Annotated in this window: 15 protein-coding genes; all 15 read right to left on the bottom strand. The window is 49.0% G+C overall.

Going from position 1 to position 14,062, the window contains the following annotated elements; all coding sequences use genetic code 11:
* Positions 1-16 precede the first annotated feature (16 nt).
* Positions 17-1,807, bottom strand: a complete 1,791-nt coding sequence (locus ACR64Q_RS06555; protein ID WP_313734023.1) for a hypothetical protein — start codon at positions 1,805-1,807, stop codon at positions 17-19.
* A gap of 234 nt (positions 1,808-2,041) precedes the next feature.
* Positions 2,042-2,440 (bottom strand): RNA-binding S4 domain-containing protein, encoded by a 399-nt coding sequence (locus ACR64Q_RS06550; protein WP_313734022.1) that lies wholly within the window; start codon positions 2,438-2,440, stop codon positions 2,042-2,044.
* Positions 2,433-2,789 carry a rhodanese-like domain-containing protein gene (locus ACR64Q_RS06545; protein ID WP_313734021.1) on the bottom strand — a complete coding sequence of 119 codons (357 nt, stop codon included), beginning with the start codon at positions 2,787-2,789 and terminating at the stop codon, positions 2,433-2,435. Before ACR64Q_RS06545 ends, ACR64Q_RS06550 begins: the two co-directional genes overlap by 8 nt.
* A 25-nt stretch (positions 2,790-2,814) precedes the next feature.
* The gene (gene ispH / locus ACR64Q_RS06540) at positions 2,815-3,771 is read right to left on the bottom strand and encodes a 4-hydroxy-3-methylbut-2-enyl diphosphate reductase (RefSeq protein ID WP_020485695.1); all 957 of its coding nucleotides are present in this window, start codon (positions 3,769-3,771) and stop codon (positions 2,815-2,817) included.
* A 37-nt stretch (positions 3,772-3,808) separates the two neighbouring features.
* Positions 3,809-4,294: a ribonuclease E activity regulator RraA gene (gene rraA / locus ACR64Q_RS06535; protein WP_313734020.1), complete on the bottom strand. Its 486-nt coding sequence runs from the start codon at positions 4,292-4,294 to the stop codon at positions 3,809-3,811.
* Positions 4,295-4,308: 14 nt separating this feature from the next.
* Positions 4,309-5,664 carry a prephenate-dependent tRNA uridine(34) hydroxylase TrhP gene (gene trhP / locus ACR64Q_RS06530; protein WP_313734019.1) on the bottom strand — a complete coding sequence of 452 codons (1,356 nt, stop codon included), beginning with the start codon at positions 5,662-5,664 and terminating at the stop codon, positions 4,309-4,311.
* 113 nt (positions 5,665-5,777) lie between these two features.
* Positions 5,778-6,548, bottom strand: coding sequence for a glycosyltransferase family 2 protein (locus ACR64Q_RS06525; protein WP_026604262.1), 771 nt, complete (start codon positions 6,546-6,548; stop codon positions 5,778-5,780).
* Positions 6,549-6,687: 139 nt separating this feature from the next.
* Entirely contained in the window at positions 6,688-7,719 is a 1,032-nt protein-coding gene (locus tag ACR64Q_RS06520) for a glycosyltransferase family 2 protein (RefSeq protein ID WP_197026993.1), read from the bottom strand.
* Between the two features lie 8 nt (positions 7,720-7,727).
* A complete protein-coding gene (locus ACR64Q_RS06515; RefSeq protein WP_026604260.1) occupies positions 7,728-9,029 on the bottom strand; it encodes a lipopolysaccharide biosynthesis protein in 1,302 nt (433 codons plus the stop codon).
* A gap of 71 nt (positions 9,030-9,100) precedes the next feature.
* On the bottom strand, positions 9,101-10,114 hold the full coding sequence (locus tag ACR64Q_RS06510; RefSeq protein ID WP_026604259.1) for a glycosyltransferase family 2 protein: 1,014 nt from the start codon (positions 10,112-10,114) through the stop codon (positions 9,101-9,103).
* A gap of 51 nt (positions 10,115-10,165) precedes the next feature.
* A complete protein-coding gene (gene rffA / locus ACR64Q_RS06505) occupies positions 10,166-11,299 on the bottom strand; it encodes a dTDP-4-amino-4,6-dideoxygalactose transaminase (protein WP_313734018.1) in 1,134 nt (377 codons plus the stop codon).
* Positions 11,296-12,177: a class I SAM-dependent methyltransferase gene (locus tag ACR64Q_RS06500; protein WP_313734017.1), complete on the bottom strand. Its 882-nt coding sequence runs from the start codon at positions 12,175-12,177 to the stop codon at positions 11,296-11,298. Before ACR64Q_RS06500 ends, rffA begins: the two co-directional genes overlap by 4 nt.
* Positions 12,174-12,542 (bottom strand): DMT family transporter, encoded by a 369-nt coding sequence (locus ACR64Q_RS06495; RefSeq protein ID WP_026604256.1) that lies wholly within the window; start codon positions 12,540-12,542, stop codon positions 12,174-12,176. Before ACR64Q_RS06495 ends, ACR64Q_RS06500 begins: the two co-directional genes overlap by 4 nt.
* The gene (locus tag ACR64Q_RS06490; protein WP_026604255.1) at positions 12,539-13,207 is read right to left on the bottom strand and encodes an acetyltransferase; all 669 of its coding nucleotides are present in this window, start codon (positions 13,205-13,207) and stop codon (positions 12,539-12,541) included. Before ACR64Q_RS06490 ends, ACR64Q_RS06495 begins: the two co-directional genes overlap by 4 nt.
* On the bottom strand, positions 13,207-14,061 hold the full coding sequence (locus ACR64Q_RS06485) for a class I SAM-dependent methyltransferase (protein WP_313734016.1): 855 nt from the start codon (positions 14,059-14,061) through the stop codon (positions 13,207-13,209). Before ACR64Q_RS06485 ends, ACR64Q_RS06490 begins: the two co-directional genes overlap by 1 nt.
* Position 14,062: the final 1 nt, after the last annotated feature.

Here is a 14,062-nt window from a genome sequence, read left to right as displayed (position 1 = left end):
CACCATGCGCTGGAAGTTAGTGCAACTTATTCAATAAATCGGTTTCTATTCGACATCCGCCGAGATCCGGGTAATCGGCCAGATTTTGTTCGAAATCGCGGAAGGACGGATGTTGAAAAGCCAATCGGGCGATCTTGCCTTGGACTAACTCAAACTCCAAAGCCCCACCTTTTTCGCGCGGACTGCCGGGCTTGGTGACAAACAGCATAATGCCAATGTTCGCCAAAGGCTGGCCTTGATCCTGAGCCGGACGCGCACAACTGTAGGTCTCGACGTTCAACCCACTAAACACGGCGGCCAGCTGACCGGCGTTGATTAGCAAGCCTTCGTCGGCTACCGTCGGTACTTGCAAAAGCGCTTCCAAGCCAAAGTTGCCCAGATGGTTTTGCAGTAACAGCGTCCCGTTCCCACCTTTTTCGGTATTTAACAAAGGGTATAACTGCCGGGCGGCCTCGTCCTTGTTGGGATTTTGCAAGGCCGATAAAAATTGTCGCGCCGCCGATTGAATCGGGTTGATGACGCCTTCTTTTTTCTGCCGGGAGTTGGTCAGCGCCTCCCAATCCTGCTCGGTATTAACCGCCAGTTTCATGCTCTTCATTACGGCGTAGTCTTCGCTCGCCAGACAGCCGGCGAAATCCTTAGCCCGATATTGCTCCAGCAACTTCGGCCGAATTTCGTCTGTCATGGCCCGCTGCGCGGAGATATTAAAGTTTTTCCAATCCGGCGAGGTTTTACTCAAGAAATAATACAACACCGCATTGCGATCGAATTTATTGAAGCCCAAATCCTTCATCGCCAACTTCAAGCGCCGGCATTGGCTTTCTACATCCGGATAATTCTGCCAATCCGGTTGCAGATTGGGTTTGGCGGCCGGATCTACCTGATCGATCAACTGCCGCAAACTCACTTCGCCGTTGGCGGTTTGGATCGGTACCCGCCACAATTCATCAAGTGACAAATCATGCGCATCGGGCGGCAGATCGCCGGAGGTTTTCAACAGTAATGATGAGACAATTTCCGGGTACACCCGCAATTCGCCCAGCAGTTTGCTTTCGGAAGACCAGGCACTTAATCCACCTTCAACCACTTCATAAACACCTAGACGGATTTGATTGAAACTACTGCTGTCACCCGCAAGTACCACGCTGGCAGGCAAAGAATGCGTCTCGGAACTGTATTTACCGTTACCGGAAGGGCCGGCAGCCGGGGTTTTGGCCATCACTTGCGGATTGCTCTCCACCCAGTTGCCGGCCAGTTTGCCCATTACTGCCATACCGGCGCCGACGCCGGTGAAGGCGAACAAACTGCTGGCGGCATTAACGTCGCTGATCAACTGGGAAAGATTGGCTTCGTGGCTGTTACTGGTCAAAAAATTGTATTCGATCAGGGTGTCCTTACTGGAGTCGAGCCTTAACCAAGGCGTCAGAGAGGCTTTTTTGGTTTCCAGTTTGAAATTGCATTTGCCGGTGGTGGCTTGATACAAAAAGCCGCTGGCTTCGCGCTTCAGTTTTAGCGGATCGTTATGAACGCTAAATACCAGCGCGGCGGATAGGTCGCCGTTTTCGTAGTGGCCACCTACATCGCTACAACCGCCTTTCAAGGCATTATCCCCCTTGAAATCAAAGTCCGACACTAATTGCACATAGTAATCATCGCCACTCACCGTGGTTTGACCGCGTAGCGGCTTGATCGGTAAAGACTCGGTTTTCGGATAATCGACGGCAATTTGCCGGGTTGTGGCGCAACCGGCCAGCAAACCGCTGGTTAGCAATGCAGTAGTAAGGACTGAAAAACAACGTATCGACATTAAATATCCTATGGTGTCGCGAAACCCAGGCAGGCATGTGCCCGATGCAGTATCGTTTAAATGTAGAATCGAGTTCTTAGGCGCCGCTTAATCGTGGTGCGATAAAATTTATCGTAAGGCATCTTGATGCCGCGGATAGACGCTATTCAAGCACTAATTCCATGCAAGTTAGCCGGGAATGATAAATTGAAGTGTGTTTTGTGGCTATTGTTTTGTTCGACGCTGCAATAGCGCTTAGAGCGCGTCCTGTTTGAAGCGATGGATTTGCCGGCGTTGTTTTTTGTTCGGTTTATGCTCGCGCTCTGACGGATGCTGCAAGGATTGCTGCTGCTTATGTAACTCGATTTGCTTAAGCCGTTTATCGATACTGGCTTGGTCTTCGCTGTAAAGTGCCACTGCCTCTTTAGCCGGACGGCGTTGATTATTCAGATCGGTCACCGTGAGCTCCCAAGTGTATTGGTCCTTGGTGACGCTAATCAAATCGCCGACTTTCACTTCCTTGCCCGGCTTACAGCGCTGGCCGTTGACATGCACTTTGCCGCCGCTGACCGCATCGCCGGCCAGACCGCGCGTCTTGAAAAAACGCGCGGCCCACAGCCATTTATCGATGCGGACTTGACTTAACTCACTCAACGCTTAAACCGCTCTCCGTCCAGGCTTTAAAACCGCCCGCCATACTGACCGCACCGCTATAACCCAGTTGATTCAATACCTGAGTAGCCAGCGCCGAACGCCCGCCAGTCTGGCAATAAACCACTATATCCGCCTGTTGCCGGCCTTGAAAATCCGGATGGCTGTCGATCTTGAACTCCAGCAAGCCGCGCGGAATATTGACGGCCCCCGGCAAATGTCCGGCGGCGTATTCGGCCGGCTCACGCACATCCAGCAATAAACTGCTCAAGCGCGTTTGCGCAGTCGCCACGTCGATTTCAGTAATCTGCTGTTTGGCGGCAGCCACCAGTTCTTGGGCAGTAAGGCTCATAAAAACTCTCCAGTCGGAAACGGAATCAAGCTTCCATATGTTTTTTCAATTCTTTCGGAATCGAGAATACCACTTTTTCTTCTATACCTTTGTTTTCACGAACCTGGGTGGTTTCGCCGCCCCACTCCTTCAGCTGATTAATGACTTCCTGCACCAGCACTTCAGGCGCAGATGCCCCAGCGGTAACGCCCACCACGTTAATGCCATCCAGCCACTCTTGTTTCAAATCTTTATAGGTATCGATCAAAAACGCCTGCTTACCTAGCTGTTCGGCAATTTCCCGCAAGCGGTTGGAGTTGGAACTGTTCGGCGAACCTACCACCAAAATCAGATCCGAAATCTTTGCCAGATCGTGGACAGCATCTTGGCGGTTTTGGGTGGCATAGCAAATATCGTCTTTCTTCTGTTCCTTTATCGACGGAAACTGTTCACGCAATGCGTCGACCATTATTTTGGTGTCAGTCATCGACAACGTGGTTTGCGTAACATAAGCCAGATTATCCGGATTATTGACTCTCAGGTTTTTGACATCATCCGGGGTTTCAACCAGATAAATGTCGCCATGCTCGGTACACTTATCGTATTGACCCATGGTGCCTTCCACTTCGGGATGGCCGGCATGACCGATCAGAATCACTTCCCTATCCTGCTTGGCGTGCTTAGCGACTTGCATATGCACCTTGGTCACCAACGGACAGGTCGCGTCGAATACCGTCAACTTGCGCTCTTCAGCTTCTTTTTGGACCTGTTTGGACACGCCATGAGCGCTAAAAATCAGGTACGAACCCACCGGCACGTCACTCAGTTCTTCGATAAAAATTGCGCCTTTTTCCTTCAAGCCGTCGACTACCGTACGGTTATGCACCACTTCGTGCCGCACATAAATCGGTGCACCGAAGGTATCGATCGCTTGATCGACAATTTCAATAGCCCGGTCAACGCCGGCACAGAATCCACGAGGGTTTGCGAGTACGATTTGCATATTCTTGAGTATTTTACTTGGTTAAGACAAAAGGATTTTAATCCAATTTTGTTTCCGAGACGATAATTCCGTCGCTATCGGCGTACAGATAGTGGTCTTTTTTGAAATTGACACCGGCAAAGGTAATCACCGAGTCTCGGTGCCCATGGCCGTGCTTACTGCTGCATAGCGGATGCGTATTCAAAGCCACCACGCCAATCGGCATCTTGTTAATGGCTTCGGAGCCGCGAATACTGCCGTACACAACGATACCCTGCCAGCCATTTTCGACTGCCAAAGCAGTCAAGGCATCCCCCAACAAGGCGCAACGCTTTGAGCCCCCACCGTCGATCACTAACACCCGATCAGTGACTTTTTCTTCCAGCACGGTCCGTACTAAAGTATTGTCCTCGAACACTTTTAAAGTAGTGATTTGCCCGCTGAACTGGCTTTTACCGCCGAAATACCGAAACAAAGGCTCGGCAATTTGAAAGTTTTCTTGGGCGGAAAAACGGTCACATAAAGCGCCGGTAAGAAATGACATACAGCCTCCAAAGGCTAGTAATAACGCGCCAGCAATCCGTACTGGCAATCGGCATCGGGCAGCGGAATCTTCACTTCATAACCGCCGCCGGACGCTTCCTGCATGGGCTGGCCGTATTTATCGACCATATTTTCGACCGTTATATCCCGATTGCCGTGCGGCAGAATCAATTCCAGCTTGTCGCCCAGCGAAAACTTATTTTTAACGCTAATGTCCGCCCAACCGGTCTCGGCGTTGTAATGGGTAATTTCACCGCAGAATTGCTGCTGGTGACTTTTAGAGTAACCGGACAAGTAATTTTGATGTTCGTGGGTATGGTGACGCTGGTAAAAGCCGTCGGTATAGCCGCGATTGGCCAAATTATCCAAAACACCCAACAACTCGGGCTGAAACGGCCGGCCGGCCAAGGCATCGTCTATCGCCTGCCTATAGGTTTGCGCGGTGCGCGCCACATAAAAATGCGACTTGGTGCGACCTTCGATTTTCAGGCTGTCGATACCGATTTCCACCAAGCGCTGCACATGCTCAATCGCCCGCAAATCCTTGGAGTTCATGATATAGGTACCGTTTTCGTCCTCCATTACCGGCAGCAATTCGCCCGGACGGCCTTCTTCTTCCAGGAAATAGATATTGTCAGCGAGCGGATGCCGATCAGCACCGCCGCAACTGGCGGTGTTTAGTCCCTGATTCAGATCGTTCATGGAAATGACCGCACTATCGGCCAACAAATAATCACCTTCGGCATTTTCCACAGCCGGTTTAGTATCGTATTTCCAGCGGCAGGAATTGGTGCAGGTACCTTGATTCGGATCGCGATGATTAAAGTAACCAGACAGCAAGCAGCGACCAGAATAGGCAATGCACAGCGCGCCGTGCACGAATACTTCCAGTTCCATATCCGGACATTGCTGACGAATCTCGGCAATTTCATCCAGCGACAACTCGCGTGACAGAATCACCCGCTCCACACCCATGCTTTTCCAGAATCTAACGCTGGCGTAGTTGACCGTGTTGGCTTGCACCGACAAATGAATCGGCATATCTGGCCATTGCTCACGGATCATCATAATCAAACCCGGATCAGCCATGATCAAAGCATCCGGCCCCATTGCAATGATCGGCTCAATATCTTTAATAAAGGTTTTGACTTTGGCGTTATGCGGAATCACGTTGGCAGCCAAAAAGAACTTTTTGCCTAATTGATGCGCTTCGGCTATGCCTTTGGCTAGGTTATCGGCCATAAAATCGTTGTTGCGCACACGCAGGCTATAACGCGGCTGCCCAGCATAAACGGCATCAGCGCCGAACGCAAAAGCGTAACGCATATTACGAATGGTGCCGGCGGGAGAGAGAAGTTCGATGTGTTTCATGTCTGTACTTAAAAATGAGCTGACAGGCATTCTAGCAAATTATCACCGGCATCAGGGTATCGCAAGCGTTGGCCAAAGAACCAGTAAAAACCTAAGCCGGAACGACTGCGGAATTACTTCGCGGGGACAGTCGGTCTATTGAAAAACTGCGGCATCCGGGAAAGAACCTTACGCAAAATAAACATCGGCATTCGCACGGACAGATTATTCTTTCGGCAAGCGTAATAAGCTTCTATGTTTCCTTTGATAATGCCGATCAGACTATTGTTGGAAATACCGCCGGTCCGCATTTTTATCCAGATTTTGGGAATATAGACAGCCTTCACCTTATTCACGGCTAGAAATCGCATAGTCAGCTCAAAGTCTGCTTGCCTGGAAAATTGTAAATCGAACCCGCCTAACTGCTCATAGATGCGGCGACGCACGAAAAAAGTTGGATGGGCCGGCATCCAACCTTTTTCGAATAAACCGCTACGATAGTTGCAAGAAGTCCAATATCGAACAATTTTTGAAGCATCATATCTGTCGACATACAACAAATCAGCGTAGCAGACGTCTACGGTGGGGTCGGAAAATATGTCGGCGACTTGGGATAATATCGTGTCATCGGCATACACATCATCGGCATTCAAGGTACCTATCACATCGCCGGACGCCAGAAAAATACCTTTATTCATCGCATCGTAAATACCGTGATCAGGTTCGGAAATAAACTTGGCCAGATGCTGACCATATTTACGGACTATATCGACAGTGCCATCGGTTGAGCAGCCATCGACTACGATGTGCTCTATAATATTAAAATCCTGCCGCGATACTGACAGCAAATTATCGCGAATAAACTCCGCCGCATTATAAGACACGGTGACTATTGATATTTTCATTAACCTGAGATAAATAAATACTTAAGAAGCTTGCAATAATTAATAGTCGTTTCTACCTCTAACAAACAGAACTCGTCCGTACACGAATAAGGCGAGCTTTATCAATCTTTAATAAAGACAATTGCTCATAACCAGAACACTAATGCCGAATAAATTTGCCCAACCGCACCCACACGAAAGCACAACCGCGCCTAAAGTCGCCAGTTAATACTCTCCCGATAAAAACCGATATGGCGCCGTAAGTTATTGCGAATCCTTTCGGCAGCTTAAAAATTGGCGCGACAAAACAATAAAAAGCCCAATGCCGAGAAAATCTGGCATTAAACCGTGAATAGGCAATACTCAAATCTTCGGTTCCGTGCAACCGTAGCCTTAACACATAGTATGGATAGTATCCTATTAACATATCCGATTCGAGTTTATGCTTAGTATCGACAGATAACCCACTATCGATATATTTATCAACAATAGCGCCAAACTTATCAACGAACACGTCCGAAAACGAGTACCCCCCGCTATTATTACGTTTATAAGCCACCAAATAACCGTCTACATATAGATTAACAGGCGCCTTTAAAGCGGCACTATAAATTAAATCAATGTGTACCAGATTGGTTCCGCAATAATCGCTGGCATCGACACCTTGCAAATAATCCTTGGATATTATATTTACGGAAATTAAAGTTGAAAACTTACCTAACTTAACGATAAACTCGTTTGAGTTTACAAATTCATACAACTTCTCACCACCACCGGGATATTCAGCCCTAAAGTCGAAGTCATATCCATATGCTCGAACCGAAACCACGCCATAACTTTTGCGTGCTAGCAAACTTTCCAGATGCTTTAATGAGCCATCTATCAGTAAGTCGTCATCGCCAAAAATTAAAACGTATTGACCCGCCGCCTGATTAAAACATTGTGCAATATTTAGATCAGGACCAATGTTCTCGGAGTTTCTTATATATCGTATTGGAAGGCCTTTGTTTAAGAACTCCTCAACGCAATCTTTAGTATTATCGGTAGAACAGTTGTCGGATATTAAAATCTCTATAGGGTGAGTTAAGTCACCAAGCTGAGATAAAATTTGTTCGATATTCTTAACTAAATAATCAGCCCTGTTCCAAGTTGGAATGGCAACAGTTAGCAACGGCCTAGTATGTTTATTCATATTTTTTATTATATTGTCGCGTGCCATTTTTTACGAAGCATTACCCACATCAACAGCGATGTCGGAAAACCGAAGCCAACATTTACTGCAAGTAAAACCATCACGATACCGGCAGAACCCCAAATTGGCGCCAGCCAAACCGAGCCACCGACGGTCAATAGCGCACCGGACAAGGACAACCAAAGAAAAGGCTCCTTGCGATGCGCCCTGAGATAGATAGCTAATAATCCGGAAATGTGGGCAAACAAAATTGCACCGATTAAAACAACGGTTTCCCAAAACGGTAAAAACCGTACGCCATACGCCGTGTAATCGGCTGCATAGCGAATCAAAACAAAAAACATCGCCCCAATAACAAATACCGCAAGCGAACGCTTAAAACCTTTGCTGAATTCGTTGTCCAGTAAATCCCATTCCTGCTGCCCGGCAGCTTTGGCTAACACGGGAATTCTGCTCGTCATCCAAGCTAGACTTAACAAACCCAACATGTTGCAAACAGTCATCGTCACACCCATTTGCCCTGCAACAACGGCATTCTGAGTCTGAAACAATAGCGGAGTGTGCATCTGAGTTAAAAAATACCCGCAGAGCCAGCTGATTCCCAAACGCCATTGCATCGGCCAAAGCTCTCGCCACCAACCGAAGTCTCCGGAAATTCCAAACAAAGCTGACACCCATAGTTTCGGATAGCGAAATAGTGCCCATACCAAAGCAATCAAGGCAGCCGATGCGGGCATCATAGCGACCGCATAAAGGCCGCCCCCCTCGATAAGCGTAAACCAAATGGCTATAGCTCCAACAATACCTTGCACCAAACGTAGCGAATAGACCTCTACAACCCTCCCGCTGCCTTCCACTATAGCCAAAACCGGCAATAAGGCCAAACCTACAGCCGTACTAACAACCAGAACCAACCAAGGTTGTTGCCAGGCTAAATCCGACTCCTGGGGCAGATGATTAAAGAAATACAAACCACCTGGATAAACCAACAAAAACAGCAGCCCTGAAACACCATACCAATACAACGCTTTTTTAGTCAGAGCCAGATAGCGGCCGACATTTTTACCAACGACCACCCCATGCGGCAACCAAGTCAATTCGGCAAATTCATGCGCCGCCTGCTGCACCAGTATGGTAGATAGGCCCATATCCAATAACGCCTGCAAGCCGGCGAGACTGGCAAAGGTGTAGTAGTAGCCTTGTTCGGCTGGCGATAAATATCGTGCGATGCAAAATAGCGTAACTAGGCCGGCGCCAGCCTGCCAACCCCGTTGCGCTAAAACTGCTAACGTTTTCTTATCGACCTGCATATAGTTTTGCCTCGAGTTCCCTGCATCCAATGAATGGATTGGCTAGTTATAAATTCAATTCGGCAAAAAAATCAAAGCCTGGATCGATCAATAGTTAAAGTTCTCTCGGGTAAGTTAAAAAGCTTACGATAAAATCGGCGCAACCCTCCAGCCAAACGGCCGGGCATTAAGCAATAGACCAGCAATACGATTAGTATACGGCCGCGCCAACCATCACCATATGCCATCATCGACAACAAATAATTGAATTGATTTATACCTTGGGCTTTATAGTTTAAAGCGACTTTAACCAACCATAAGCAGCCGTTCTTGCTATTCCTGTCCCTTGTCATATACCGAGTGATTTCCCCAATAAATTTTATACGGAGCTTTCTATCCTGCAAAAACCGACTAGTCCTGAACCAACCGGCATACCATTCCAAATCGCCGAAATAATATCCTGGGGCTGTATTTGGGGTATGTGTCATTATGTTATTTTTCGTACTGTAAACAACTAGAGGCTGAGCTTGAACAGCAAGGATTGCTGGTACTAATTGAGGGTAGGCATCACCAATATTCATGTAGGAATTTGGTAAATAAGCGGCCAAAATAGAACGCCGAGTTATTGTTGCGGAAATCATGCTAATACTAGCAAAGAATAACGATTCATTTTGAGCCAAATCCAGCGCACTGATAAGCTGACCTCTATGCTTATCCTCTACCAGCCAACCCAAACGAATAATATCGGCATCGCTATTTTCTAGCGCATAAATTAAATCTATAACATATTCTAGGTGCCAGTCATCATCATCGCCAATAATCCAGCAATATTTTGAATCAGTTATTTCCACTGCACGCAAAATATTACCGTTACCGCCAATATTATATTTATTGCGATGATATTGCAGATTAGGCCATTGTTCCTGATATTCAGCCACAACATCACCTGTTTCATCTGTCGATGCATTATCCAAAACATGCAAACGCATCTCGGCCAGACCGGCATCGAGAAAAGTTCGCAAAGTTTCTTTTAAACATGCGGCCCGATTATAGGTAATTATTACAGGCTCTAAGATGCGATTATTCCAATTAACGCTATCAGACATTTATTTTAAATATTCAAGTTATGTATGACATATTATTCTGGAATAACTAGATTAGCAATTCAATAATTTATTCAAACTCTCAATAATATAGGGCAACTCTTCTTCGATACCTAGCCAAAAAGGCAAACGTAGTAAGCGTTCTGACAGTTGATCGGTATTTGATAGCTTACCATTAGCTCTTCCGAAATTGCGTCCAGCCGGCGATGAATGCAACGGTACATAATGAAATACTGCATTTATACCTAGTTTTTGCAGTTCGTTAATTAGGTGTGTTCTAATAACTAAAGAATCTACCAAAATATAATACATATGAGCGTTATGTTGGGAAGGATCTGGCATAACAACAGGCCGCCTTAATTTCCCAATTTCTTCAAGCAATGCCAGAGAATGATGGTAAGACTCCCAAATAGATAGCCTACGCTTAGTTATATTGCCAGCCTCCTCCAGTTGCGCCCACAGGAAGGCGGCGATCACCTCGCCCGGCAGGTAGGACGAGCCTATATCCACCCAGGTGTATTTATCCACCTGCCCGCGGAAGAACTGGCTGCGGTTGGTACCTTTCTCTCGGATGATCTCGGCCCGCTCGACAAACCGCTCGTCGTTGATCAGCAGCGCCCCGCCCTCGCCCGAAATCACGTTCTTGGTCTCATGGAAGGAATACGCGCCCATGTGGCCGATGGCGCCCAGCGTCTTGCCCTTGTAGGTGGAAAACACCCCCTGCGCTGCATCTTCGATCACCAGCAGGTTGTGGCGTCGGGCAATGTCCATGATGGTATCCATCTCGCATGCCACCCCGGCGTAATGCACCGGCACGATGGCCTTGGTCCGGGGGGTGATCGCGGCCTCGATCAGGGTTTCATCGATGTTCAGCGTATCCGGACGAATATCCACGAACACCGGTACCCCGCCGCGCAGCACAAAGGCGTTGGCGGTCGAGACAAAGGTATACGAAGGCATGATCACCTCATCGCCCGGCTGGATGTCAGCCAGCATCGCCGCTATTTCCAGCGCCGCCGTGCACGAGTGCGTCAGCAAGGCTTTTTTCGCGCCTGTTTCTTCTTCCAGCCAGCGATGGCACTTTTTGGTGAACGGGCCATCCCCCGCCAGCATGCTGTTGAAGTGGGCCTCGGCGATGTAGAACAGCTCCTTGCCCGTCATGTAGGGCTTGTTGAAAGGGACTTTCACTGAAAACTCTCCAAGGTTTCTGATCGCACCAATGTGCAATCAATCACAGGCTGAACAATTGGCGGGATCAAAATTGCGATTTTGTGCAGCCCGCTTCCAACCACCATCTTGAGAACTTGGCGCATCCACGGAGTCCGACGTGCGGAAAAAATCGGGTCTGAAGCCAATCGCTCAAGCATCCGATAGAACAATTTCTTTCCAAAGTAAACTTTTAACGCTTTGTTCTTCACTACAACATTTCTTATTTTCGGTACCGTAATCCAGTTCAAGGAATTCCATAAGCCTTCAGGGTCTTGCAAATCTTTTCTGTTCCGAATGGACTTTAGAAACACTTTTTCCGTCAATTTTTTTGAACCCAACGTTGGAACATTGAAATGCGCCTCGTACGGAAACATATAGTTGGGGCATGCGAAGCGATAGGCCCCTCCACAGGCAAGACTCCGGGAGACGCTATTGATTACCGCTTCGACATTAACCACGTGCTCCATCACATTGATGGAAAACGCAAAGTCGAACCTGTTTTTGATTTCGAGCGATTCCGCTGGAATCTCCAATAAAACAGGCATGCATTTATCTTCAATCGCCTGCGCCACGACCAGCGAACGCAATCGATCAAAATGCGAAAAACCCTCGCCTGTCGGCTCAAGGGCGGTGACGCGGTAACCTTCACGCACCAGTTGGGACGACAGGATCAACGCTCCTGCACCCACTTCGAGAATCTGTGCACCGGACGTTAATTGCTGGAGATTGGGCTCAATATAGGTTCTCCCAAAGCGGGCCTCGCCAGCATAGGTGTTGAACAATTCCAAAAGCTCTGGCGCGTCGTGAGCGACCTTTGTGTGAAGCCTGTCGAGCCATTCATCCATTTCGGGGTTCATGACTCCGTAGCCCCAAGCACGATACCCGCAAGAATGAGCGTGGCCGCAGCCATTCTTATGACCGAGACAGGCTCACCCAAAAATAACCAACTCCCCACCATCACCATGAGGAATGTCACCCCGATATAGACAGGGAAGCCGATGGAGAGAGGAATACGAGACACCACGACCAGCCAAAGAAAAGAACCCAGCAGGGCCGTAGCATAGGCAGAGAGAATGTATCCATCGGAAAAGTAACCTACCAACTTATGGATAAAATCCTTATCGAGCGAAACCACCCCGCCTAATTGTGCACGCCACTTGACGACCAACTGGCTGTAAGCAACAAGGAAAGCGACGGGGAGCACGTAAAGTAACAGCCTCATTTCACGCAAACTCCCGTCTGTTCAGAGATACTTTCTACCCGCTTCGCCGGCACGCCCTGGTACCAACCCAGAGGCTCGCCATCGTCAAGCAGGAGTGACTGGGCCGCCAACAGCACGTCGTCACCAACACGACGCTGATGTACAACCGTCGAGGTGAATCCGAAAAAGCAGCGGTCACCGACTGTGACTTCCCCACCCACGGTCACGTTGCTGGCAAAGAAGTTGTGGTGGCCGACGACGGTGTCATGGCAAAGCGTGGTGTTGGACCACACGACGTTGTTGTTCCCCAGTCGCACCCCGGGTTCCACGACCGCGCCGGGCATGATGAAATTGTTTTCTCCCATTTGTACGGTTGCCGCTAAGAATCCCGAGGTGGAGACGATGTTCTGCAAACCATATCCGGCGGCCTTGGCACGGTCGAACAAGCGTTGGCGCTGGCGCATTTCGCGGTAGCCAACGGCAACGTACATCGACGTTGAGGCCGGAGGGTGTTGCGCCGGGCACGCCTCCCAACTGAACACGGGCAAACCGCAACATGTATCGATATTTTTTCTGTCGGCATCCACGACAAACCCCAGCACCCGCAACCCCATTTCGTGGGTGGCGTAGTAATGGGCCAACCGGGCCAGCGACCCCGCGCCGAAAATCACCAGTGGCCTGGTCATTATTTGACGAAAACGAACCGCAGGTATTTGAACAGGTGTGACGACACCGGCAGGACGGCGTTCAGATACTGCTCTACCGTATCGGCATCCGCACGGGACTGCTCGTGCATCACCTTGGCCTGGCCGAGGAACCATTCGAATTCGACGCGGCAATCCGAAAAACCGATGGCTCGCGCGGCCTCCAGCACTTCCACAGCACTGAAGCCCTTGTCATGGGTCTTGATCGGCTCCGCCTTTTCCAGCAACTCGGCGTTCATGCCGTAGTGCTCTTCATAGTGCTCGCCGTTATGCAATGCACCCTGAATCTCGCGATGAACGATCGGGGTGATCGGCAATACCCCGCCGGCGAGCTTTTCGGCCCCGGCAATCGCCATGATGAAGTCGCGATTGGGGTTGAGGTCGGAGTAGAACACCCCGCCTTTTTTCAGCACGCGATATGCCTCCTGAAGAAATGCGCGGTAATCGACCAAATGATCCATGAAGGAGTACGCCGTGGCGAAATCAAACGTATCAGCAGAAAATGGCGTGCTTTCGGCCATACTTTCATGCAAGGTCACATTGCCTGAACTCAGGTCTACCTGCTTCATCATGTCTTGGGTAATATCCACGCCATGCACTTCGCCGAACAGGTCATGCATCAGGTGAATCATGAAGCCGGTGCCGCAACCGAAATCGATCACCTTGTTTTTCTCGCGGCAGGCAGCAGTCAGCCGCAGCAGGATATTGCGCACCTTTTCCTTGTTTTCGGGACGAAAATGCGGGCTCTTGTTGTATTCACCCGCGTTGGCGAGAAACGCATGGACGTAAATGTTGGCATTGATCGCCTCTTCCCTGCTTACCGTGGTCTGACTCATG

This window comes from Methylomonas sp. 2F7, assembly GCF_057126975.1.
Note: the sequence above shows the minus strand (reverse complement) of the source record. Positions and strands in the feature narration are given on the sequence as shown.

Excerpts from the sequence above, each read along its gene's own strand:
- ACR64Q_RS06555 (WP_313734023.1), bottom strand. The coding sequence starts at position 1,807 with ATGTCGATACGTTGTTTTTCAGTCCTTACTACTGCATTGCTAACCAGC.
- ACR64Q_RS06545 (WP_313734021.1), bottom strand. The coding sequence starts at position 2,789 with ATGAGCCTTACTGCCCAAGAACTGGTGGCTGCCGCCAAACAGCAGATT.
- ispH (WP_020485695.1), bottom strand. The coding sequence starts at position 3,771 with ATGCAAATCGTACTCGCAAACCCTCGTGGATTCTGTGCCGGCGTTGAC.
- rraA (WP_313734020.1), bottom strand. The coding sequence starts at position 4,294 with ATGTCATTTCTTACCGGCGCTTTATGTGACCGTTTTTCCGCCCAAGAA.
- trhP (WP_313734019.1), bottom strand. The coding sequence starts at position 5,664 with ATGAAACACATCGAACTTCTCTCTCCCGCCGGCACCATTCGTAATATG.
- ACR64Q_RS06525 (WP_026604262.1), bottom strand. The coding sequence starts at position 6,548 with ATGAAAATATCAATAGTCACCGTGTCTTATAATGCGGCGGAGTTTATT.
- ACR64Q_RS06520 (WP_197026993.1), bottom strand. The coding sequence starts at position 7,719 with ATGAATAAACATACTAGGCCGTTGCTAACTGTTGCCATTCCAACTTGG.
- ACR64Q_RS06515 (WP_026604260.1), bottom strand. The coding sequence starts at position 9,029 with ATGCAGGTCGATAAGAAAACGTTAGCAGTTTTAGCGCAACGGGGTTGG.
- ACR64Q_RS06510 (WP_026604259.1), bottom strand. The coding sequence starts at position 10,114 with ATGTCTGATAGCGTTAATTGGAATAATCGCATCTTAGAGCCTGTAATA.
- ACR64Q_RS06500 (WP_313734017.1), bottom strand. The coding sequence starts at position 12,177 with ATGAACCCCGAAATGGATGAATGGCTCGACAGGCTTCACACAAAGGTC.
- ACR64Q_RS06495 (WP_026604256.1), bottom strand. The coding sequence starts at position 12,542 with ATGAGGCTGTTACTTTACGTGCTCCCCGTCGCTTTCCTTGTTGCTTAC.
- ACR64Q_RS06490 (WP_026604255.1), bottom strand. The coding sequence starts at position 13,207 with ATGACCAGGCCACTGGTGATTTTCGGCGCGGGGTCGCTGGCCCGGTTG.
- ACR64Q_RS06485 (WP_313734016.1), bottom strand. The coding sequence starts at position 14,061 with ATGAGTCAGACCACGGTAAGCAGGGAAGAGGCGATCAATGCCAACATT.